The sequence below is a fragment of the Sporosarcina thermotolerans genome, from assembly GCF_042658975.1.
GTDB classification, from domain to species: Bacteria; Bacillota; Bacilli; order Bacillales_A; family Planococcaceae; genus Sporosarcina; species Sporosarcina thermotolerans.
Genome location: NZ_JBHSRM010000025.1, coordinates 1 through 22,675, shown reverse-complemented (window position 1 = coordinate 22,675; position 22,675 = coordinate 1). Strand labels below are relative to the sequence as shown.

26 protein-coding genes and 1 rRNA gene are annotated in these 22,675 nt (G+C 43.2%); 26 read left to right on the top strand and 1 reads right to left on the bottom strand.

Annotated elements, in window-relative coordinates; translation table 11 throughout:
- Positions 1 to 78: 78 nt before the first annotated feature.
- The 16 genes from rrf (at position 79) to rsmI (ending at position 13,022) form a co-directional block, all read left to right on the top strand.
- Positions 79 to 194, top strand: a 5S ribosomal RNA gene (gene rrf, locus ACFPZG_RS17090).
- Positions 195 to 501: 307 nt separating this feature from the next.
- Positions 502 to 1,665: a sensor histidine kinase gene (locus tag ACFPZG_RS17085; protein ID WP_381428164.1), complete on the top strand. Its 1,164-nt coding sequence runs from the start codon at positions 502 to 504 to the stop codon at positions 1,663 to 1,665.
- Positions 1,662 to 2,315 (top strand): response regulator, encoded by a 654-nt coding sequence (locus ACFPZG_RS17080; protein ID WP_283733399.1) that lies wholly within the window; start codon positions 1,662 to 1,664, stop codon positions 2,313 to 2,315. The genes ACFPZG_RS17085 and ACFPZG_RS17080 overlap by 4 nt, the downstream gene beginning before the upstream one ends.
- Positions 2,316 to 2,449: 134 nt before the next feature.
- The gene (locus tag ACFPZG_RS17075) at positions 2,450 to 3,379 is read left to right on the top strand and encodes an ABC transporter ATP-binding protein (RefSeq protein WP_317941321.1); all 930 of its coding nucleotides are present in this window, start codon (positions 2,450 to 2,452) and stop codon (positions 3,377 to 3,379) included.
- An 11-nt stretch (positions 3,380 to 3,390) separates the two neighbouring features.
- Positions 3,391 to 4,578 (top strand): ABC transporter permease, encoded by a 1,188-nt coding sequence (locus ACFPZG_RS17070; protein WP_317941322.1) that lies wholly within the window; start codon positions 3,391 to 3,393, stop codon positions 4,576 to 4,578.
- 12 nt (positions 4,579 to 4,590) lie between these two features.
- Entirely contained in the window at positions 4,591 to 5,742 is a 1,152-nt protein-coding gene (locus ACFPZG_RS17065) for an ABC transporter permease (protein WP_283733396.1), read from the top strand.
- Between the two features lie 72 nt (positions 5,743 to 5,814).
- Positions 5,815 to 7,236 (top strand): aminotransferase class I/II-fold pyridoxal phosphate-dependent enzyme, encoded by a 1,422-nt coding sequence (locus ACFPZG_RS17060; protein WP_317941323.1) that lies wholly within the window; start codon positions 5,815 to 5,817, stop codon positions 7,234 to 7,236.
- Between the two features lie 18 nt (positions 7,237 to 7,254).
- On the top strand, positions 7,255 to 7,899 hold the full coding sequence (tmk, locus tag ACFPZG_RS17055) for a dTMP kinase (RefSeq protein ID WP_317941324.1): 645 nt from the start codon (positions 7,255 to 7,257) through the stop codon (positions 7,897 to 7,899).
- A gap of 145 nt (positions 7,900 to 8,044) precedes the next feature.
- Positions 8,045 to 8,374, top strand: coding sequence for a cyclic-di-AMP receptor (locus ACFPZG_RS17050; protein ID WP_283733395.1), 330 nt, complete (start codon positions 8,045 to 8,047; stop codon positions 8,372 to 8,374).
- Positions 8,375 to 8,394: 20 nt separating this feature from the next.
- Positions 8,395 to 8,835 carry a YaaR family protein gene (locus ACFPZG_RS17045; RefSeq protein ID WP_283733394.1) on the top strand — a complete coding sequence of 147 codons (441 nt, stop codon included), beginning with the start codon at positions 8,395 to 8,397 and terminating at the stop codon, positions 8,833 to 8,835.
- A 54-nt stretch (positions 8,836 to 8,889) separates the two neighbouring features.
- Positions 8,890 to 9,894, top strand: coding sequence for a DNA polymerase III subunit delta' (gene holB / locus ACFPZG_RS17040; RefSeq protein ID WP_283733393.1), 1,005 nt, complete (start codon positions 8,890 to 8,892; stop codon positions 9,892 to 9,894).
- Complete coding sequence (locus ACFPZG_RS17035) at positions 9,887 to 10,714, top strand: PSP1 domain-containing protein (protein ID WP_317941325.1); 828 nt, start codon at positions 9,887 to 9,889, stop codon at positions 10,712 to 10,714. Before holB ends, ACFPZG_RS17035 begins: the two co-directional genes overlap by 8 nt.
- 43 nt (positions 10,715 to 10,757) lie before the next feature.
- Positions 10,758 to 11,087 carry a DNA replication initiation control protein YabA gene (gene yabA / locus ACFPZG_RS17030; protein ID WP_283734550.1) on the top strand — a complete coding sequence of 110 codons (330 nt, stop codon included), beginning with the start codon at positions 10,758 to 10,760 and terminating at the stop codon, positions 11,085 to 11,087.
- 61 nt (positions 11,088 to 11,148) lie between these two features.
- Positions 11,149 to 11,898, top strand: coding sequence for a tRNA1(Val) (adenine(37)-N6)-methyltransferase (locus ACFPZG_RS17025; protein ID WP_317941327.1), 750 nt, complete (start codon positions 11,149 to 11,151; stop codon positions 11,896 to 11,898).
- Positions 11,882 to 12,169 carry a GIY-YIG nuclease family protein gene (locus ACFPZG_RS17020; protein ID WP_283733392.1) on the top strand — a complete coding sequence of 96 codons (288 nt, stop codon included), beginning with the start codon at positions 11,882 to 11,884 and terminating at the stop codon, positions 12,167 to 12,169. The genes ACFPZG_RS17025 and ACFPZG_RS17020 overlap by 17 nt, the downstream gene beginning before the upstream one ends.
- Positions 12,147 to 13,022, top strand: a complete 876-nt coding sequence (gene rsmI, locus ACFPZG_RS17015; protein WP_283733391.1) for a 16S rRNA (cytidine(1402)-2'-O)-methyltransferase — start codon at positions 12,147 to 12,149, stop codon at positions 13,020 to 13,022. The genes ACFPZG_RS17020 and rsmI overlap by 23 nt, the downstream gene beginning before the upstream one ends.
- Positions 13,023 to 13,079: 57 nt before the next feature.
- On the opposite strand, the gene ACFPZG_RS17010 is transcribed toward rsmI, so the two are convergent.
- The gene (locus tag ACFPZG_RS17010; RefSeq protein WP_283733390.1) at positions 13,080 to 13,355 is read right to left on the bottom strand and encodes an AbrB/MazE/SpoVT family DNA-binding domain-containing protein; all 276 of its coding nucleotides are present in this window, start codon (positions 13,353 to 13,355) and stop codon (positions 13,080 to 13,082) included.
- A 313-nt stretch (positions 13,356 to 13,668) separates the two neighbouring features.
- On the opposite strand from ACFPZG_RS17010, the gene metG reads away from it, so the two are divergent.
- From metG to ACFPZG_RS16960, 10 genes are all read left to right on the top strand, one after another.
- Positions 13,669 to 15,630 carry a methionine--tRNA ligase gene (metG, locus tag ACFPZG_RS17005; RefSeq protein WP_317941328.1) on the top strand — a complete coding sequence of 654 codons (1,962 nt, stop codon included), beginning with the start codon at positions 13,669 to 13,671 and terminating at the stop codon, positions 15,628 to 15,630.
- Between the two features lie 122 nt (positions 15,631 to 15,752).
- The gene (locus ACFPZG_RS17000; protein ID WP_283733389.1) at positions 15,753 to 16,523 is read left to right on the top strand and encodes a TatD family hydrolase; all 771 of its coding nucleotides are present in this window, start codon (positions 15,753 to 15,755) and stop codon (positions 16,521 to 16,523) included.
- Between the two features lie 130 nt (positions 16,524 to 16,653).
- Positions 16,654 to 17,889 (top strand): ubiquitin-like domain-containing protein, encoded by a 1,236-nt coding sequence (locus ACFPZG_RS16995; protein WP_317941329.1) that lies wholly within the window; start codon positions 16,654 to 16,656, stop codon positions 17,887 to 17,889.
- Between the two features lie 215 nt (positions 17,890 to 18,104).
- Positions 18,105 to 18,665, top strand: a complete 561-nt coding sequence (gene rnmV / locus ACFPZG_RS16990; protein WP_317941330.1) for a ribonuclease M5 — start codon at positions 18,105 to 18,107, stop codon at positions 18,663 to 18,665.
- Positions 18,658 to 19,542 carry a 16S rRNA (adenine(1518)-N(6)/adenine(1519)-N(6))-dimethyltransferase RsmA gene (rsmA, locus tag ACFPZG_RS16985; protein ID WP_317941331.1) on the top strand — a complete coding sequence of 295 codons (885 nt, stop codon included), beginning with the start codon at positions 18,658 to 18,660 and terminating at the stop codon, positions 19,540 to 19,542. The genes rnmV and rsmA overlap by 8 nt, the downstream gene beginning before the upstream one ends.
- A gap of 144 nt (positions 19,543 to 19,686) precedes the next feature.
- Positions 19,687 to 19,953, top strand: a complete 267-nt coding sequence (gene veg, locus ACFPZG_RS16980) for a biofilm formation stimulator Veg (RefSeq protein ID WP_283733388.1) — start codon at positions 19,687 to 19,689, stop codon at positions 19,951 to 19,953.
- Between the two features lie 126 nt (positions 19,954 to 20,079).
- Positions 20,080 to 20,265 (top strand): small, acid-soluble spore protein, alpha/beta type, encoded by a 186-nt coding sequence (locus tag ACFPZG_RS16975; protein ID WP_301245257.1) that lies wholly within the window; start codon positions 20,080 to 20,082, stop codon positions 20,263 to 20,265.
- A gap of 185 nt (positions 20,266 to 20,450) precedes the next feature.
- Positions 20,451 to 21,317, top strand: a complete 867-nt coding sequence (gene ispE / locus ACFPZG_RS16970) for a 4-(cytidine 5'-diphospho)-2-C-methyl-D-erythritol kinase (RefSeq protein WP_317941332.1) — start codon at positions 20,451 to 20,453, stop codon at positions 21,315 to 21,317.
- 56 nt (positions 21,318 to 21,373) lie between these two features.
- Positions 21,374 to 22,207, top strand: a complete 834-nt coding sequence (gene purR / locus ACFPZG_RS16965; protein ID WP_283733387.1) for a pur operon repressor — start codon at positions 21,374 to 21,376, stop codon at positions 22,205 to 22,207.
- A complete protein-coding gene (locus ACFPZG_RS16960; protein ID WP_283733386.1) occupies positions 22,204 to 22,578 on the top strand; it encodes a RidA family protein in 375 nt (124 codons plus the stop codon). Before purR ends, ACFPZG_RS16960 begins: the two co-directional genes overlap by 4 nt.
- The last annotated feature ends 97 nt before the right edge of the window (positions 22,579 to 22,675 follow it).

Here is a 22,675-nt window from a genome sequence, read left to right as displayed (position 1 = left end):
TAAAGTATGGTTGAACTTGAAGTAGCAACAATGTCTCTTTTATCCGGTTTTGAACGAACAAGTATCGTTCTTATATAGTCTGGTGACGAAGGCGAAGAGGTCACACCCGTTCCCATCCCGAACACGGAAGTTAAGCTCTTCAGCGCCGATGGTAGTAGGGGGCTTCCCCCTGTGAGAGTAGGACGTCGCCGGGCAAATGCCATCCCTTGTTGGGGATGGTTTTTTTGTGTTCAAAAAATCAAATGTCTTTTAATTGATTGATACATAAGTTCCGAGATGAACAAAAGTAGCCCAAACTCGAGCATATCTGCCTTTAACTCGAGCAAAACACATCCAAACTCGAGCAAAACCCCAATAGACTCGAGCAAAACAACACTTCCGAAAAAATCTACTTATTGCGTTCCGATTTCCAGTAGTCCATTATTAGAATAATAGATAAAGAACGGGGGAGTGGTTGTGAAAAGTGTCTCTCTTTTTTTATTCTCCTTAGTGCGTATAGCTATGTTAGTCATTTTGAGTGGTTACTTTTTTCAAATGACAGACGGAATTAAGGATGGACGTACAATCTATATAATTGGTGCCATCCCCATATTCATTGTTAGTCATTTTATTCAAATGGCAAACGTTCGCGAGAAGACGAGGATTCTTTGCTCCTCGATTGATTTTATCGTCATTACGGGTATTGGTTTTTTATTCTCCGAAAGCGGATATTTATATTTGATTTTTTTCGGAGTTTTTTCAACTACTGTTTTCTTGCTGTACGACCGTAAGAAATTGCTTGGGCTTTTTTCAGGTGCGTTTGTTGCTATATGGATACTGATCAGTTTACGGTTATACGCGCAGACTGGCATATTTTCTGTTTCAAGTAATATCGTCAATGTGATGTTCGTCATTTACGGTGCATTTGTTGGCGGACTTATCCGGAACTCTCGTAATGCGAAAGAGACGATTGCGTTGCAATATAAGCAATTAAATGAGTCGCACGGGGCTTTGCAGGCTGCGCATCGTCAGTTGAAGGACTATGCGGAGCAAGTGGAAGAGTTGACGGTGATTCGTGAGAGAAATGAAATTGCCCGGGAGATTCATGATACAGTTGGCCACAAGATGACTGCCTTGATTGTCCAGTTGCAAGTTGCGAGCGAAATGGCAGTTCGGGATTCCAGAAAGGCAAAAGAGGTTCTTGGCATTTGTGAGCAGTTGACACGGGATGCTCTTCATGAAATCCGTATGTCTGTTAGAACGTTGAAAGAGGATTACCAAGAGGCTTCTTTTCAAGAGGTGCTACAAGGGCTTTTAGATGAGTTTTCTTCAATGACGCTTATGGAAACTCGGTTACTCATAATTGGGGGAACTGCTGAAATCCCATTGACCTATCAACCTACAATCAAAAGAATTGTGCAGGAAGGGGTGACGAATGCAAAAAAGCATGGGAATGCGGATACATGTATCGTGAATATACATATATTCGAAGAAGAGGTACGCGTTGAAATTAAAGATGATGGAAAAGGGGAAAAAAACATTACACCTAATTTTGGTTTAATTAATATGAAAGAACGCGTGACGGAGCATGGAGGTTCATTCAGAATTGAAAGCATTGAAGGAGAAGGCTTTGAAATCATGGTTTCTTTTCCTCTTCAACGAATTGCAACGGGGGTGACAGGATGATTAAGATTATGATTGTCGATGATCAACCGCTGGTGAGAGAAGGTCTTAGTACGTTGCTTGGCTTACGCCCGGAAATTGAAGTCGTGGGGACGGCGATGGATGGGAAAGATGCTTTGGATAAAGCGGTGATTCTTCTTCCGGATATCGTTTTAATGGATATTAGGATGCCAGGGGTAAATGGGGTTGAAGGAACGAAACTTATAAAGGATTCTCTTCCAGATGTGAAAGTATTGATATTGACTACTTTCAATGATAGTGAATATATATTTGACGCGCTTGAAGAAGGAGCGAATGGATATTTACTGAAGGATATGCCGACGGATACGATTGTCCAGGCAATTCTCACCGTACATCATGGCGGTGTCGTACTACCGAAGGAATTCACATCGCAAGTACTGACAGAGCTTAGAGTGAACAATCACGCTAACATGACGGAATTGCCGGCAAGGCTTAAGGAATTATCGGATCGGGAAGTGGAGGTATTGAACCTTTTAGGGGAAGGACTAAACAATCGGGAAATTGCGGATGCATTATTCATTACTGAAGGGACGGTAAAAAATCATGTCTCCAATGTAATTCAAAAGCTTGGACTTCGCGATCGGACACAAGCGGCCATTTATGCTGTACGTCACGGAATTACCACGTTTTGATATTACTTTTTGCATAGACCTATGAAAAACGGCATATCGATGCCGTTTTTTTCATGCCTTCAAAATCTATCGCGCGCTCGATGGAAAATGGAGGCTTCCTCTATAAGATAAAGTAAAGAAGGAGGCTGCGGGTAATGCTTACACTTTCGAACGTAAAAAAGAGTTATGGTACACGCGAAGTCATTAAAGGGGTTTCATTTAAAATTGAAAAAGGCGAATCATTCGGGTTGTTAGGTCCGAATGGAGCAGGGAAGTCGACGCTCATTTCTATGATTTGCGGACTCGTTCCGCCCTTAGCGGGGGAGATTCTTGTTGACGGAAAACTGGTCGGAAAAAATTTGAAGGAAATTAAACAGATGATAGGCGTCGTGCCGCAAGACATCGCGCTCTATCCAACAATGTCAGGGATAGACAATCTAATTTTTTGGGGGAAGATGTACGGTCTTTCGGGTAAAGTTGCAAAGGCCCGAGCAAAAGAAGTATTGGAGATTGTCGGACTAACCGAACGGGCGAAAGGACGTATTGATACCTTTTCAGGCGGCATGAAGCGGCGCATCAATATAGGGGCTGCTCTCATGCATCGTCCACAGCTTCTCATCATGGATGAACCGACAGTTGGCATCGACCCTCAATCGAGGAAACATATTTTGGAGACGGTCAAAACATTGAATGAGCAAGGTATGACAGTCATCTACACAAGCCACTACATGGAAGAGGTCGAATACCTTTGCAGGCGAATTGCGATAATCGATGAGGGGAAGCTTATCGTAAGTGGTACGAGAAGGGATTTGAGCAATCGATTGGCGGGTGGCACCGTATTGAAGCTCACGGTTGATTCATTACGCCCTTCATTTATAGAAATGTTAGAGCAGTTGGATGGAGTGGAAAAGGTGATTGTGCGACCTGAGGAAATCGATGTTCATTTGCAATCAAAAATGGAAATTGTGGCGGATGTGATTCTGCTTGCCGGCAGGTTGGAGGTAGTGATTCACAATATGCAACTTCAGGAAGCGAATTTAGAAACATTATTTTTGCAATTGACGGGACGCTCTTTGCGTGAATAGGAGGGAAAAGATTGAAAAGCCTTTTGATAGCCGTTAAAGATGCGAAAATCCATTTAAAGGACCGGAAGGCCATTCTGATGATGATCATTATGCCCGTTTTGCTGACCGTCATTTTGGGTTCAGCCTTAAAAGGCGTTATGGGTGGAGGAAGCATGCCCGAAACAATTTTAGGCGTCTATTCATCTGAATCCAACTCGATGACAGAAGGCGTAATCCGGACATTAGGTGAGGACGGACTAGCGATTACGGTAGAGCGGGCGGAATCGGAGAAACAGCTGCTTGATTGGATGGATGGTAGGGAAATTGATGTAGGAGTATTGTTGCCGGACGGATGGGGATCTGATGCAGATCGTGCCGTCGTCATGCCAATCTCCGGGCAGGAAACAGCGGCGACACTTATTCAACAGATGATTGAAACGTTCGCCCAATTGTCGCAGGCGATTTCAAATTCAACAACTACAATTATGACGGAAGCGGCATTGTTGTCTGAAGAAGGCGACATGCTTGATATGGTGGCAATCCAAAATGAGCTTATAGCTTCAATTGAGAGTGTGGCGTATGAACAGCGGACGTACGTAAGCGAACCGGCAGAGGAAGAATCGGTGTCTTCCATGCAATATTACGCAGCAGCTATGGCGGCGATGTTCCTTTTATTTAACTCGATGGCGGGAGGAAAGTCATTTCATCAGGAAAGAAGAAGCGAAACGTTGTCACGGTTGAAGATGACGCCAATTTCCATCCATACGATACTTGTCGGAAAATTCATCGGCACATGTCTATTTGCGTGGATTCAGTTTTTAATCTTCATCGGGGCAACTCATTTTCTATTGAAAGTCGATTGGGGCTCGTCTATTCTGCAAATCCTTTTCATCACCTTCTTTTATATCTTTTCGGTAGCTGGATTGGCGATGGTTGTAGCCGCATTTACGACGAGCGAAAAAATGGCGGATGTCGTAGGAAGTATGGGGGTTCAAGTATTAGCATTGTTAGGTGGCTCGATGTTGCCCTTATCTTTATTCCCAGAAGTTATGCGAAACATCGCCACAGCAATACCGAATTCCTGGGCATTGACAAGCTACACGTCAATCATGACAGGAACCCCTTGGTCTACGTTATGGTTGCCGTCAGGAGTTTTGCTTGGTATAGGGACTGTAGCCATTCTCATTAGTTCCATCCGGCTTAACCGCCGGGTTGCATAGGAGGTATGCAGGATGAAGAAGATTTTAACGATTTGCCTTTTTGAAATAAAACGGACATTCAAGAAAAAATCATCGATTGTCTTAATGTTAGGGATGCCATTGCTATTTACATTTCTATTCGGAAGTGTTTTTGGAAAAGATGCGGATATAACATTCCGAATCGCATTGGTGGACGAGGAAAGGTCGGAACTTTCCACGGGCATTATTCAAAAACTAATGCTCGATGAAATGATTTCGTATGAGCTTGTTGCATCTGGCGAGGCGGAGGAGTTATTGGCAAATAAAGAGGTGCAAGGTATTGTAACGTTGGAAAAAGGGATTGCACATAAGCTTCGTAATGATGAACAGCCTATCAGTTTTCAACCATCACCTAATATGGCGACAGCGCCGCTTGTTAAACAACAGGTGAATCAGGCAATGCAAGCCATAGACATATACGTGGCGGCATCGCAGGTGGGCAGTTCTTATTTCAATAAAAGCTGGGAATCCATCTACGAGAAGCTCAATCAGAACGAAGGGATGATCCAAGCGTGGACCGAACAAAGAACAAACGATGGCTCCTCAAAGAATCCGATGATGGGCATCTCATATAGCTCCGCAGGATTTTCGATTATGTTCGTCATGATTATGATGCTTTCGATGACGGGCACATTGATCGAAGCGAAGCAGGACGGAATTTGGTCAAGGCTTTTTACGACGCCTGTCACCCGTTTCCAAGTGTTACTTGGTTATTTCCTATCCTTCTTCATTGTAGGTTGGATCCAGTTTTTTCTTCTTATTGCGTTATCGTCAGCAATGTTTGACGTCGATTGGGGCTCACCGGCAGCTTTGCTTCTTCTTATCACGTCTTTGCTGCTTTGCGTCGTAGGTCTCGGAATGGCCATTGCAAGCTTCGTAAAGACTGTCGAGCAGCAAAACGCCATCGGTACATTTGTGATCATTTCGACTTGTATGCTTGGGGGCGTCTATTGGCCAATCAGTATGGTCCCGGACATTATGCAGAAGATCGCCAACTTCGTCCCGCAAACTTGGGCAATGGAAGGGTTTACGATGTTGATAGCTGAAGGGGGAAATGTGGGTGATATCATAATGCCCACGATCATTTTGCTTGGATTCGCAGTAGCATTCCTCTCCGTTGGGCTATCGAGAATGAAGGTTGCATGACACCGGATATTTCCGGTGTTTTTTCACGTTCACTCCACTATAATAGAAGTCATAAAGGAAGTGGGGAAATTAATGAATCAGACCAATCGCCCGCTCGTGCAGGCGTTAGAATATTTCAAAGAACATACCCCGGTTTCATTTCACGTGCCGGGGCATAAGCATGGTCTTTTATCCAGCTTGCCAGAGGGGATGCGGCAGGCTCTTTCGTATGATTACACCGAGCTTACGGGACTTGATGACCTTCATGAAGCGGAAGGGGTCATTCAGGAAGCAGAAAGCCTGTTGTCCGCTCTTTACGGGTCAAACAGAAGTTTTTTCCTCGTCAATGGCTCCACTGTAGGGAACTTGGCAATGATTTATGCCGCTTGCGGGAAAGGAGACACAATAATTGTCCAGCGTAATGCACATAAATCGGTGTTCCATGCGATTGAATTGACGGGTGCAACTCCAGTGTTTCTATCTCCTCCGTGGGATTCGCATACACGGACACCTGGTGTCTTAAAACCGGAGCAGGTGGAAGAAGCACTCGCTGCACATCCGCAAGCGAAAGCCGTCCTCCTAACATACCCGACGTATTATGGCGTGACTGGGAAGGGGGTAAAGAAGATTATCGATTTATGCCATGCCTGTTCCATCCCCGTCTTAGTCGATGAAGCACATGGGGCACATTTTATCGTAGGTGAGCCGTTCCCACGCTCTGCGATTCGATTTGGCGCCGACGTAGTCGTCCATTCCGCACATAAGACACTGCCCGCCATGACGATGGGATCATTTCTACACATTCGATCGAACCTGATTTCCGAAGAAAAAATCGCATATTATTTACAAATGCTGCAGTCCAGTAGTCCATCGTATTTACTAATGGCTTCTTTAGATGATGCAAGGGCTTACGCGGCATTCTTTAAGGAAAGCGACAAACGTAAATTCACAGAATTACGTTCTTCATTTATTCAAGAGCTGAAGGCAATCGATCACTTGGAAATTGTGGAGACGGACGATCCTTTGAAGCTATTGATCCGCTATGATGGCCATTCCGGCTTCGCATTGCAAGCAGCATTCGAATCAGAAGGGATTTACGCAGAACTTGCGGATCCTTACCAGGTCCTACTTATTTTACCGTTGTGGAACAGGGAATCTAATCCTCCTTTAAAAGAGTGGAAGAAAAAAATGATTGCAGCAGTCACTAACTTGGGTAAAGTAGATGATAACCATAATTTCTTAGACATGGCCGCTTGGCCTGACGGAATCTCCATGCTCGCATTCCCTCCATCTAACTTAGCTGACATGGAAACCGAATGGATACCAATGGATAACGCGGTAGGCTACGTCGCTGCAGCATCTTTAATCCCTTATCCTCCCGGAATTCCACTGTTGATCAAAGGTGAAAGAATCACGGAGCACCATATTAGGGCATTATCTGCTTTAATAGAAGCAGGGGCAAGATTCCAGGGCGTTAGTCGCCTTGAAGAAAAAGAGCTGTTTGTATTGAAATGAAGTTCGGAGGAATTAATCATGTCAAAAGGAAAATTTATCACATTTGAAGGTCCCGAAGGTGCAGGAAAAACAACTGTGATTGCAGAAATATATAAGAGAATGCAAAAGGAAGGATTGGAAGGGATTCTAACCCGTGAGCCGGGTGGCATCCGCATCTCCGAAAAGATCCGGGCCATCATTCTCGATAACGATCATCAGGAAATGGACGGCAGAACGGAGGCTCTCCTATATGCTTCAGCACGTAGGCAGCATCTCGTCGAAAGAATTATCCCTGCGATACATGAGGGGAAAATCGTCCTTTGCGACCGCTTCATCGATAGCTCACTTGCCTACCAGGGCTATGCAAGAGGACTCGGGATGGACGACGTCATGTCCATCAACGCATTCGCAATTGGAGACACAATGCCCGACTTAACCATCTTCTTCGACATCTCTCCTGAAGAAGGGCTACAGCGAATTGCACAAAGCGGCGTTCGGGAACAAAATCGACTCGACAACGAAGCCTTGCAATTCCATCAAAAAGTTTACAAAGGCTACAAAGTTTTGCTTGAAAAATACCCAAATCGCATCATCAGCACAGACGCAACACTCCCATTATCAGAAGTAACTGAAAATGTTTGGAAAATTATAAGTTCTCAACTCATTTCTCAAGACAATTCGTGATATAATAAGGTATAGCTAAATGTAGTTTTATTGTGGCTATGATTATTAATAGGAAATTCCGTTGGTTGATGCTAAAAGCGTCCGTCCGAAGCGGAAATCAACAGTGCAATATCATATAAATAAAAAGCTAAAAGGAGAGGGTACCGTGAAATTGATAGTGGCAGTTGTACAAGACCAAGACAGCAACCGTTTATCGGCAGCTTTAACAAAAAATGATTTCCGGGCTACAAAATTAGCCAGTACAGGGGGATTTCTACGGTCAGGAAACACGACATTCCTTATCGGAACGGATGACGGCCTCATCCCCAAAGCTTTAGAATTAATTCGTGAAAATTGCCGATCGCGTGATCAAATGGTAGCACCCGTATCACCGATGGGCGGCAACGCTGATTCCTATATCCCCTACCCAGTAGAAGTAGAAGTCGGCGGCGCAACTGTATTTGTATTACCGATTGAACAATTTCATCATTTCTGAGAAACAGGGTGAAGTTAGTTATGAAAGTGAATGGAGACCATCGGACAGGACTCGACAAACTGCGGAACGACCCCTTGCGATCTCCGCAAGGGAATGTCCGATTTGGCCAAATGGTCCTGAAACAGGAAGAACGCTTGCATTCTGAACAGATTACAAGACTTCTTGGAGACATTTCTTCCGCCGGAGATCGTCTAACCCGTTCACGGAATTTAAGGGATATGGCAAAATTCAAGATGCTCGTCCGCCGTTTCCTAAAAGAGACAGTGGATTCGGGTATGGGATTGAAACAATCTCATACTTGGAATCAATACGGCGAAGGTCGGGGATTGAAAATTGTCCAAACGATTGATGAAAAGCTTCTTGAATTGGCCGAAGCATTGTTGGACGAAGAACAGACTTCCGTTGAGCTATTAGGGAAGATCGGAGAAATCAAAGGATTACTCATTAACTTATATACATGACCCGTGTTTTTTTGAAATTAAAAACACGGTTTTTTTGCAGTAGGAGGTGAAGGCATGGAAGAGACGGGTTCTACTATCAAACAACGGCAAAAAGCTGTTATTGATAGATTGGAAGCAACATTTCGAAACAACCGAATTGGCCATGCCTATCTATTCGATGGCGACACAGGAACTGGAAAGGAAGCGGCAGCTATCCATTTTGCGAAGCTGTTGCTTTGCGAACAGCCCATGGATGCTGTTCCATGTGGAACATGTCATGCCTGCAGACGGGTTTCTTCAAAAAGTCATCCCAACGTGACAATGATTGAGCCGGACGGCCAAGACATTAAGAAGGAACAAATGTCATCCTTGATCATGCAAATGACGAGGAAAGGGTATGAACCGGGACGCAAAATCTACATCATTTCCCGTGCGGACCGAATGAATGTGGCAGCGGCTAACACGTTGCTGAAATTCCTTGAAGAACCTGAAGGTGAAGTGACTGCAATTTTATTAACCAGTTCCTATCAATCTATATTGCCAACCATCCAATCCCGGTGCCAGCGCATTTCATTCCTTCCTCCAAGAAGGGAAGAAATGATAGCAAAACTTGTCGATTTAGGAATTACCGCAACGATGGCGGCGACAGTGACGATGATGACCGCGGATATCGAACAGGCAAAGTTGTTAGCTGAAAATGATCAATTTGCACACATGCGAAAAACAGTGTTAAAATTAATTGAAGCATCAGATCGCAATGTGAATGAAGCGCTTCTATTCATCCAATCTGAATGGGTTCCAATAGTAAAAGAGAAGGAAGATTTGGAACGTGCTCTCAACTTGCTTCTCTATGCATACCGTGATATCGTTTCGATGAAAGCGGGATTGCAATCGGAAATGACGTTTCCCGATCAACAGCAGATTTTCCGTGGCCTCTCAATGAAGATGACATATAGCCAGTTATCGGCCAGTATGGAAGCGGTTCTTCAAGCGAAGAAAAAGTTGTACAGTAATATGAACCGTACACTTTTGATAGAACAACTGGTGCTTAATTTGCAGGAGGGGTTAATGCTTGTATAATGTTGTAGGAGTCCGCTTTAAAAAGGCGGGTAAAATATATTATTTCGATCCTCTCGACTATCATCTCGATGTTGACGACTATGTTATCGTAGAGACGGCTAGGGGTATCGAATATGGTAAAGTTGCTATTCCGGTGAAGGAAGTCGATGAGAATGATGTCGTCTTGCCACTTAAGAAAATTATCCGCAAAGCGCTTATCGAAGACCAGATCCAAGTGAAAGAGAATCAGATGGATGCTGAACAGGCTTTCGGTAAATGCTTCGAAAAAATACGTGAGCATGAGTTAGATATGAAGCTTGTCGATGTGGAGTATACATTCGATCGTAATAAAATTGTCTTTTATTTCACAGCTGAGGGGCGGGTTGACTTCAGAAATCTCGTAAAGGATCTCGCAGCCATATTCCGTACCCGTATCGAACTTCGCCAAATTGGCGTCCGGGATGAAGCGAAAATGCTTGGAGGAATTGGTCCTTGTGGAAGAATGCTTTGCTGTTCCACATTCCTTGGGGACTTTGAACCGGTTTCCATTAAGATGGCGAAGGATCAAAATCTTTCACTTAATCCATCGAAGATTTCTGGATTATGTGGTCGGCTCATGTGTTGCTTAAAGTATGAAAACGATGAATATGAAGAGGCGAAAAACCTTATGCCGGACATCGGAGAAAGGGTACTAACTCCTGAAGGACCTGGAAAAGTGGTCGGCATGAATTTACTTGAAAGAATTTTACAAGTGAATTTAGTGGATCAGGAACATGTCTTGGAATATTCATGGGAAGAAATTAAAAGCCAAAAGAACGTTGAAGCTCAATTGACGAAATGATGGGGTGAACAAGTTGAAAGAAGGGAACTTTCTCGACAGGGTAATGGAATTTGAGCAACAGCTTGAATCCATGCATGAGCAATTCCGGGAACTAATGGGATTTGTGGCTAAGATGACGGAAGAGAACCACTCGCTTCAACTCGAAAACCATCATCTCCGGACCAGGCTTGAAGAATTAAGTGAGACAACCGAAACATTGAATGAACAACAACCAGTTGAAAAACCCCGAAAAATCGACATCGGTGAAGGGGTGGACAACTTGGCACGAATATATAATGAAGGATACCATGTCTGCAATGTCCATTATGGCAGCAGCCGTAAAGGGGAAGACTGCTTGTTTTGCCTGTCCTTCCTAAGTAAACAACATGCTTGAAACGAGCCGATCCTATTTTGTGTAGGCATCGGCTTTTTTCTATGGATTGAGGGAGTAGAAAATGGAGAATTTATTAAAAGAAGACGAAAGACTCGATTATTTGTTGGCAGAAAATTTACGGATCATCCAAAGCCAATCCGTGTTTTCCTTTTCGCTCGACGCCGTCCTACTTGCAAAATTTGCTTATGTACCGATCCGTTCCGGTAAGATTGTCGATCTATGCGCGGGGAACGGGGCAATTCCTCTATTTCTCAGTGCTCGAACGAACGCAGATATTGTAGCAGTTGAACTGCAGGAGCGTCTTGCGGATATGGCTGAAAGAAGTGTTGGCTATAATGGGTTAGATGAAAGAATACGGATCGTGAATGACGATGTCATCGGGATTGCTGCAAAAATTGGCTATGAAAAATATGATACAGTTACATGCAATCCCCCTTATTTTCCGGCGATTGAAGCAAGCGAAAAAAACCTGAAGGAACATGTCGCCATTGCACGGCATGAAATTCACTTAACCCTTGAACAAGCTGTGCAATCTGCAAGCGAACTATTGAAGCAGGGGGGCAAGGCGGCATTTGTCCATCGTCCCGGCAGGCTTCTCGATATTGTAACGGCAATGCGTGCGAACCGCCTTGAGCCAAAAAGAATCCGTTTCGTCTATCCTAAAGAAGGGAAAGAGGCGAACACGTTACTAATAGAGGGCATAAAAGATGGAAAACCGGATTTGAAAATCCTACCGCCCTTATATGTATACGGCCCTGATGGGGAGTATACGGAAGAAGTGAGGCTTTTACTATATGGACAAGATCAATAAGCATTTGTTCTATGTCTTGGAATGTAAGGATGGCACGTATTACGCGGGCTATACGAATGACTTGGAGAAGCGCATCCGCGTTCATAATGAAGGCAAGGGTGCAAAATATACACGCGCAAGACTCCCTGTCCATTGCATTTATAAGGAAAGCTTTGAAACAAAACGTGAAGCAATGCAAGCGGAATATCAGTTTAAGCAATTAACCCGGAGTGCAAAGGAACGCTATATGAGGAAGGGGCAGGTTACGGATGCAATCACAAAAAAGTGCTGAGACGGGCGGAGCAAAGCTGTTTTTGGTTGGTACCCCAATTGGAAACTTGGAAGATATGACTTTCAGGGCAATCAGAGTGCTGCAGGAAGCCGACATAATAGCGGCAGAGGATACAAGGAATACAATTAAGCTTTGCAACCATTTCGATATTAAGACGCCATTAATAAGCTATCATGAGCATAATCTTGAAAAGGGCGGGGAAAAGATTCTCTCCCTTTTAGCTGAAGGTAAACAAGTTGCTTTAGTAAGTGATGCAGGAATGCCATGTATATCCGACCCGGGATACGATATCGCAGTAAAAGCGATTGAGGACGGGTATGATGTCGTTCCTATCCCAGGGGCAAATGCGGCTATCAGTGCATTAGTCGCATCGGGTATCCAAACACAGCCGTTTTCCTTTTTTGGATTTCTTTCAAGGCAGAAAAAGGAGCGAAACGAGCAACTCCGTAAGCTTAAGCAAAAGGAAGAGACTTTGATTTTTTACGAAGCTCCTCACCGTCTAAAGGAAACAATCCGCTCAATAGCCGATGCATTTGGAACCACCCGCCGAGTCGTTTTGGCTAGGGAATTGACAAAAAGGTATGAAGAATTCTTACGCGGAACGTTAGAAGAGGCGGTTTTATGGGTTGAAACGAATGAGCTCCGAGGGGAGTTTTGTATAATCCTTGAAGGCAATGAGGATGGGGAGGAAGATCAGGAGGAAAGCTGGTGGAAGGATATTAGCGTCTTTTCACATGTGGAATTATTGATGGAGAAAGAACAGATCCCATCAAAGGAAGCAATCCGTTTGGTAGCGTTGGAACGTGGCATAGCGAAAAGGGATGTCTATCAGGAATATCATGTGAATGAATAACAAAAATCCAGAACCCAATAAGGGTTCTGGACTGAAATTACTATTGTTATTATAATATTAATCCAGCTTTTCTTCTAACTCTTTAATAAGCTGTTTTGCACCTTTTGGGCTTAAAATCAGTTTTCCGTCAAATAGACTTAAGTTATCATCGGATACTTCACCTGTGATTGAACATGTCATATTAGGCATATATTTCTTCAAAATAATTCTGTCGTCATCGACGTAAATTTCCAATGAATCTTTTTGCTCAATACCAAGTGTACGACGGAGTTCAATAGGAATTACGACGCGGCCTAACTCGTCAACTTTTCTTACAATGCCTGTAGATTTCATGACAAGATTTCCTCCCAAACGACCATATTTTTTATCATATTACGACACGTTCTTGTCTATTAATATCATACCAACTCTTCCAATTTACGTCAATAAGTCTAACTTAATACTATTGCGACAATAATAGGATTCCCATAAAATGGGTAAATATCTTATGTAACGAATAGTAAATTATAGGGTGGGAGTAAGCTATGGAATGGCGAATACCACCCCATTTCCATAAAAACAATATAACTTCATTCCATCTACATAGCGCTTTTGTTGAATTTTAGATAATATGGTTAGTATAGATTGAAACAATGGAGGTATTTTCGTGGCTGAACAACAAAAAACGTTTTATATTACGACTCCGATTTATTATCCGAGCGGGAAATTTCATATCGGTACTGCGTATACGACTGTTGCATCAGATGCAATGGCCCGTTATAAAAGATTACGTGGATTTGACGTTCATTTCTTAACAGGAATGGACGAGCATGGGCAAAAGATCCAGGAGAAAGCTGAAGAGGAAGGACTTCCACCGCAAAAGTATGTGGATGGAATTGCGGATATTGCCATAAGTCTTTGGAAGCTGATGGACATCTCTTACGATGACTTGATCAGAACTACAGAGGAACGACATAAATCCGTCGTAGAAAAAATCTTCAAGAAATTCCTTGATAATGGTGATATCTATAAGGGTGAATATGAAGGTTGGAAATGCGTACCTTGCGAATCCTATTTTACAGAGGCGCAATTAGAGGATGGAAATTGCCCAGACTGTCATCGACCTGTAGAAAGAGTTTCGGAAGAGTCCTATTTCTTTAATATGAAGAAATATGCAGATAGGCTTTTGCGATTTTATGAAGACAATCCGACTTTCATCGAACCAGAATCCCGTAAAAATGAAATGATCAATAACTTCATCAAACCGGGCCTTGAAGATTTGTCTGTTTCCAGAATGTCGTTTGACTGGGGCATCAAGGTACCAGGGGATCCAAAGCATGTCATATATGTTTGGGTTGACGCTTTGACGAACTACATCACTGCACTTGGTTACGATACGGATGAAGATTCATTGTTTAAGAAGTACTGGCCAGCCGATGTGCATGTTGTAGGGAAGGATATCGTAAGATTCCATACGATCTATTGGCCGATTTTCCTGATGGCACTTGACCTTCCTCTACCGAAAAAAGTATTTGCCCATGGCTTCATTATGATGAAGGACGGAAAAATGTCGAAATCGAAAGGAAATGTCGTCTACCCAGAAATGCTTGTTGAACGCTATGGACTTGACGCTACCCGTTATTTCCTACTCCGTGAACTTCCATTTGGACAGGACGGCACGTTTTCACCGGAAGCATTTGTAGAGCGAACAAATTACGACTTGGCAAATGACCTTGGAAACTTACTGAATCGCACTGTTTCTATGATCAATAAATACTTTGATGGCGTTATTCCAACGCAAGGTCTTGAGCCGACTGAATACGATGCAACCCTTCGGGAATTTACAACAACAGCAATCGAGAAATATGAAACCTCAATGGAAAAGATGCAATTCAGCGTGTGTCTTTCCGAACTGTGGTCAATCATATCTCGTACGAATAAATATATCGATGAAACATCGCCCTGGGTCCTTGCGAAGAATGAGGCGGATAAAGGAAAATTGGCATCCGTCATGGCCCATCTTGCAGCTTCACTTCAACAAATTGCTGTGTTACTACAGCCGTTCATGACGAAATCACCGATTCAAATTATTGAACAGCTTGGTCTTGATGAATCCAAACTGACTTGGGATACATTAGGCAATTTTGAAGTTACTCCTGAAGGAACAAAAGTCGTTGAAAAAGGAGTTCCTATTTTCCCTCGTCTTGATCCGGAGGTAGAAATTGTTTATATTCGTGATCAAATGACGATTACCGCTCCGAAAGAGCAGCAGGAAGAACAGATAATTGAAAAAGTGGAAGAAGCCGATGAAATTACAATCGATGATTTCATGAAGGTGGATTTGCGAGTAGCGACTGTTACAGCCTGCGAACGAATCCCGAAAGCAGATAAACTACTGAAGCTTCAAGTGGACTTGGGGTATGAACAACGACAAGTTGTCTCAGGAATCGCAGAGCACTACGAACCTGAGGAATTGGTTGGTCAAAAGGTGATTGTTGTCGCTAACTTGAAACCCGTGAAGTTGCGCGGCGAATTGTCACAAGGGATGATTTTAGCCGGCCAATCCAACGGAACCCTAAAACTGGCGACAGTCGATCCAACACTAGAAAACGGTGCGAAAGTGAAATAATAAAAAGGGGGACGGCGTTTCTAAAGAGGCGCCGTCTTTGATTTTTAACGGTTTTGTTATTTGGTTGTAACGAAAGTAACAAACTATTGCAATAGAATGAACTTTATGAGGAGAGAATCCCTATGTATATTGATACACATGTCCATTTAAATGCAGAACAATATGAAGAAGACGTCAAGGAAGTTATTGAACGAGCGCTTGAGGCAGATGTGAAAAAGATGGTAGTGGTAGGATTTGACCGTATTACCATTGAAAAGGCAATGGAGTTAGCGGAACGCTATCCGTTCATCTATGCCGTAGTTGGCTGGCATCCCGTTGACGCCATTGATTGTACGGAAGAAGACTTGGAATGGATCGAAACCCTTGCCGCTCATCCGAAGGTTGTTGGTATTGGAGAAACAGGCTTGGATTATTATTGGGATAAATCACCGAAAGACATTCAGCAAGAACTGTTCAGAAAGCAGATCCGTCTTGCTCAAAAGGTTAATCTTCCCATTATTATCCATAATCGGGATGCTACAGGGGATGTTGTCCGTATTTTAAAGGAGGAGGAAGCCTGGATAACGGGTGGAATCATGCATTGTTATGGCGGAAGTGTTGAAACTGCAAAAGATTGCATAGACATGAACTTCATGATTTCCCTAGGAGGCCCTGTCACTTTCAAAAATGCAAAAATGCCGAAGCAAGTTGCAACGGAAATTTCTTTGGATCATTTATTAATTGAAACGGATGCGCCTTACCTCGCACCGCACCCATACAGAGGGAAAAGGAATGAACCTGCGCTGGTCACATTGGTAGCTGAAGAAATCGCCAGCCTGAAGGGACTGTCGGTTGAAGACGTGGCGAAAAAGACGACCGAAAATGCAATGAAGATCTTCAGGATTACGGATTAAATTATTAGAAGATAAGTCCACTTGTCATGAGAATAAACTTCCCAAGTTGGGAGGAAATAAAGTTCCAATGAGTTGACACTCGCATGAGGAACCTTTATAATCAGCCGAGTGATAAAGGAGGAGTTTTTTCATGCTAAAAAGCACCATGAAAAATCTGTTCTTCCCATCATTGAGGAGTCAACAAATAGCGATAACTGCATTTGCATTTGTCCTATTTGTGGCGGTTATTTCACTTGTTCTCCACACGGGAACGAAGAAATCGGTCACACTACAAGTGAACGGTGAGAAAATAGAAATTAAAACATCTGCACATACAGTTGGGCAACTTCTTGATAGCGAAAATATTGAAGTTGCCGAACACGATTTAGTAATACCCTCAGTGAGTACACCAATCGAGGAAGGATTGTCGATTAGGTGGGAACAGGCAAAACAAGTTTTGATTCAACTGGACGAGGAAACAACAAAAGTTTGGACGACAGATCTGAATGTAGGAAAAATTCTATCTGAAGCTGGCGTTGACCTTCAGGAACATGACATCGTCACACCAAGTCTAAATTCGAATATTGAAGAAAATCAAATCATCAACGTTCAAAAAGCGTTTCAATTGACGCTTATTAATGGCGGAAAAGAGATACCATTGTGGTCAACTTCGACTACGGTCGCTGACTTTTTAAAGAGAGAGAACATTCAATTGAATGAACACGACAGAATAAATGGGAAGATGGAAGATTTGGTCAAACCGGATTCCGTTGTCGAAGTCGTGCGAGTAGAAAAGGTCACCGATGTAGTGGAAGAACCAACAAATTTTGCGGTTGTAACGAAAAGTGACGCCAAAATGCTAAAGGGACGCGAAAAAGTCGTCCAAGACGGCAAAAAGGGGTCAGTAGAGCGCAAGTTTGAAATTGTTAAAGAAAATGGCAAAGAAGTATCTCGTACGTTATTAGGCGAAAGAGTCATTCAGGAACCACAAAAGAAAATTGTAGCAGTGGGATCCAAAGTAGTGGTGGCAAGTGCATCTACATCTTCTAAAAAATCTAAGGCTGTGGTCTCCCGTGGGACGTCCGCACCGTCCGGCGGCAAAGAGTTTTACGTTACTGCAACAGCATATACTGCACATTGCAATGGCTGTACAGGGACAACGGCGACAGGTATCGATTTGCGTTCTAATCCGAATCTAAAGGTTATTGCCGTCGATCCAGATGTCATTCCGCTCGGTTCGAAGGTTTGGGTGGAAGGATACGGATATGCAATTGCTGGGGACACTGGCGGGGCTATTAAAGGTAAGAGGATTGATCTTCATGTACCGACAAAGTCAGCGGCTTATAATTTTGGCCGCCGTCAAGTGAAAGTTAAAGTCATAGACTAATTTTATTTCCGCTATTATCCGTGGGGCTCAACCAGTCCCGCGGTTTTTTTTATGAATTCATACGTGTAAGGGGCTGATCAAGGCTGCCTTAATTTCTGCAAAGTGCGCAGAAATTAAGGCAAATCGAACCCTTCGCTGTCCGATTGCCTGTACATCAGCGGCTCCAAGACGTAAAATTAACTCATCGTATTTATCGAATCGAAAAGAGGGTCACAGTGAAGATAAAGGAAATTATTGTTGTTGAAGGGAAATCAGACACCATTGCAATCAAAAGAGCAACAGGGGCAGATACAATCGAAACAAATGGTTCAGCTATCAATGAGGCTACTTTGAATCAGATACGCCTTGCCCAGGAAACAAGAGGGGTTATCGTATTCACTGATCCTGACTATCCGGGTAGAAGAATTAGGGCTATTATCGAGGAGAGAATCCCCAATGTTAAACACGCCTTTTTGCATAAATCGAAAACAATCTCGAAAAATGGTCAAAAGTTAGGTATTGAACATGCAAAGGATGAAGATATCAAAAATGCACTTGAAGCTGTTTATTCGATTGACGAGCAGAATAAAGAGGAGATTCCGTTGGCATTCCTACTGGAAGAAAGGCTAATAGGTCATCCGGACGCAAAAAGCAGACGCGATCGGTTGAGCGAGTTATTATATATAGGGCAAGTGAACGGTAAAGGTTTGAAAAAGAGACTTGAAATGTTCCGGATTGGGCAACATCAATTAATGGAGGCATTGAAAGTCCTGCAAGAGGAGGAAGACCATGAATAAGGATATTGCAACACCTGCAAGAACGAAGGAGATTTTGGAAAAACACGGTTTTTCTTTCAAAAAGAGTTTAGGACAAAACTTTTTAATCGACCCAAATATTTTACGAAATATAGTATCGCATGCCGATTTGACGGACCGGACTGGTGTTATTGAGGTTGGTCCCGGTATTGGGGCGCTAACAGAGCACCTTGCAAGATCTGCAAAAAAGGTCGTCGCGTTTGAAATCGATCAACGCCTTCTACCGGTATTGGAGGATACTTTATCACCTTATAATAATGTCGAAATCATTAACCAGGACGTTTTAGAGGCGGATTTAAATGGGATTGTCGAGGAACAATTTAGCGGTTTTGACGATATCGTCGTTGTGGCAAATCTCCCCTATTACGTAACGACTCCAATTATTATGAAATTCCTTCTTGGCAAAGTTCCAATACGCGCCATGGTCATTATGATGCAAAAGGAAGTGGCGGATCGGATAACGGCATCACCAAGCACGAAAGCTTATGGCTCCCTATCAATTGCTGTGCAATACTACATGGATGCCGAAGTATCGATGATTGTGCCGAAGACTGTATTCATTCCACAACCGAATGTCGAATCTGCGGTCCTCAAATTGACAAAAAAAGCGGAACCGCCTGTCGAGGTTATTGATGAAGATTTTCTATTCAAGGTGGCCAGGGGCTCGTTTGTACAGCGCAGAAAGACGCTACTGAACAATCTTCAGTCCTCCTTGCAAAATGGCAAGGCGAAGAAAGAGCAAATCCTTCAAGCGTTTGAACGCATTGGTATGGATCCCGGTAGAAGAGGAGAGACTTTGTCCATCGAGGAATTCGGGAAATTGGCGAATGCACTCTACGCGGATTTCAAAGAATCTTGACAAATTTAGGACGTTAAAAAATGATAATGGGGAAAATAGCGAAAAAAGAATTGACAAAGATAAGTGCTTACTGTTAAAATTCTCATTTTAATTGACAGAACTTTTTAAAAGTGTTATACTTATATCCAGTGAGGTGTAAGCGACGTGCCAAAAACATTAGCGGACATTAAGAAGTCATTGGATGCTCACTTGGGGAAACGTTTGCATTTAAGGGCAAACGGCGGCCGTAAGAAAACAATCGAACGTGCCGGAGTCCTGCGTGAGACGTATCGGGCAGTTTTTGTTGTAGAACTGGACCAGGACGAAAATGCTTTTGAAAGGGTATCTTACAGCTACGCGGATATTTTGACAGAAGCTGTCGAAATAACAGTTCTGGATGATGGAGACGCAACCGCGTTTAGCATCAAGTAATTTTCATGGCTATTATTTACTGTTTTTAGATTAAAAACACCTATGCAACCTCCTCTGGAGCGCATAGGTGTTTTTTTATTGTTCTTGCTCATACTAGGTGTGTCAGTCGAAAAGGAGGAAAACCTAATGGCTAGAAGACGAAGTATAATGTCCGAGCACTTGAAAGAAGAGATTGCGAAAGAGCTAGGCTTTTACGATGTTGTTCAGCGCGAAGGTTGGGGAGGAATCAAGTCACGGGATGCCGGTAATATGGTGAAACATGCCATTCAAATGGCTGAACGCGGAATGGCGGAAAAAAGAAACAATAGCTAAGATTACCTTTCGACTCTAAGGACTGACAATGGAAGAGCTGTATGGATGTCGTTTCAGACGTCGTACAGCTCTTTTTTCCTTACCTTACATAAATAAAACAAACAGTCACTAATAATTACAGGGTGCAATCCCTACACCCTATGGTAAAATAGGGAACAAAGACAAGCTAGAAAGGAGGGGCCCTAATGTTATATGAAAAGGCACCTGCCAAAATCAACCTGACGCTTGATGTCCTACATAAACGTGATGACGGTTTCCACGAAGTGGAAATGATTATGACGACAGTCGATTTGGCAGACCAGGTTTGGCTACGACCAGCACATGACGGATTAATTACGATAAAAGTGTCCGAGCAATTTGTGCCGAACGATCGAAAAAACCTCGCCTATCAAGCAGCTGACCTACTTAGACGACAATTTAAAATCCGTGAAGGGGTCGAAATCACATTAAACAAGAAAATTCCAGTGGCTGCAGGTCTTGCAGGCGGGAGTTCAGACGCAGCTGCTACCCTTCGCGGACTCAATAGACTTTGGAACCTTCGGCTAAGTGTGGATGAATTGGCAGATATAGGAGCTAAAATAGGATCAGATGTGTCCTTCTGTGTTCATGGTGGTACAGCACTTGCGAAAGGGCGAGGGGAAAAGATACAGCATCTTCCGGCCCCGCCGAATTGCTGGGTTATCCTTGCGAAGCCAGCGATTTCTGTCTCAACTGCAGATATTTATAAAAACCTGGATCTCTCATCCATCAAGCATCCTGATACAGCAGGTATGTTGGATGCATTGAATTCCGGGGATTATAACAAAATGTGCAGCACTTTAGGAAATGTACTTGAGCCAGTAACGATGAATCTACATCCGCAAGTGGTCATCCTAAAAAAGAAAATGGAACAATTTGGAGCAGACGCTGTTTTGATGAGCGGAAGTGGACCAACAGTTTTCGGTTTCGTTAGGCAAGAAGCACGTGTCTCAAGGATATATAATGGACTCAAGGGTTTTTGTAAGGAAGTCCATGCAGTAAGGATGACGGGGGAACGTTTTATCCTTGATTAAACACGTACGTTTATGATACTGTACATTAAAATATTCGGATTTAGGGGTTGTTGTTTTTGAAGTGGAAAAGGAGCGAAAGATTAGTCGATATGACTCGTCATCTACTGGAAAATCCGCACTCACTCATCCCGTTGACTTACTTTTCCGAGCGTTACCAGGCTGCTAAGTCATCCATAAGCGAAGACTTATCAATTGTCAAAGAGACGTTTGAAGAGAACGGAACAGGCAAACTAATTACTGTATCAGGCGCTGCAGGTGGAGTGAAGTATATCCCGCGTGTCACTGAATCGGAAGTCCGGGAAGTGATGGCGGTTATTAAGGAAAGTCTTGGTCGATCGGATCGTCTTTTACCCGGCGGTTATTTATATATGACGGATTTCTTAGGGAATCCGAAAATTATGGACCGCATCGGGAAAGTATTTGCATCGGCTTTCGGGGATATGGAAATTGATGTGATTATGACAGTTGCTACGAAGGGTATTTCCATTGCGCATGCGATTGCGCGCCATTTGAATGTGCCTGTCGTCATTGTTCGAAGGGACAGCAAAGTGACAGAGGGATCGACCGTCAGCATTAATTATGTATCTGGTTCTACACGAAGAATTCAGACAATGTTATTATCGAAGAGAAGCATGAAAAGCGGTCAAAGAGTTTTGATCACCGATGATTTTATGAAGGCCGGAGGAACTATGGCCGGCATGAAAAACTTGTTGGAAGAATTCGATTGTGTACTTGCTGGGATTGCTGTACTTGTCGAAGCTGAACATACCGAGGAAGTCCTCGTCGATGATTATTTATCTTTAGTCAAGCTTCGCACTATGAATGAAAAGGATCGTACGATTGAACTGGAAGAAGGCAATTATTTTAAGAAGGGTGGAAATGAAGGATGAATTATGTAGCTACAGAAAATGCACCGAAAGCAATTGGACCTTATGCACAGGCCGTAAAGGTAAACGGATTTGTGTATACATCCGGGCAATTGCCAATGACACCGGACGGGTTGCTTCTGGAAGGGACGATTGAGGAGCAAACCAACCAAGTTTTTGCGAACTTGAAGGCTGTATTGGAAGAAGCAGGATCATCACTTGATAAGGTGATTAAAGCAACGGTTTTCATTAAGGATATGAATCAGTTTGCTGCTTTAAATGATATCTATGCACAACATTTTGGTTCACATACTCCTGCCCGTTCAACGGTAGAGGTGGCACGACTTCCAAAAGACGCATCAGTCGAAATAGAAGTTATCGCTCTCGCAGAATAATCAAAAACGTAAACCCGCTCAAAATAAAGGTTCTATAATATTTGTTGGGGTGTTCACGCAAATTAAACAAAAAAATGCACGTAATCACCGTTTCTTT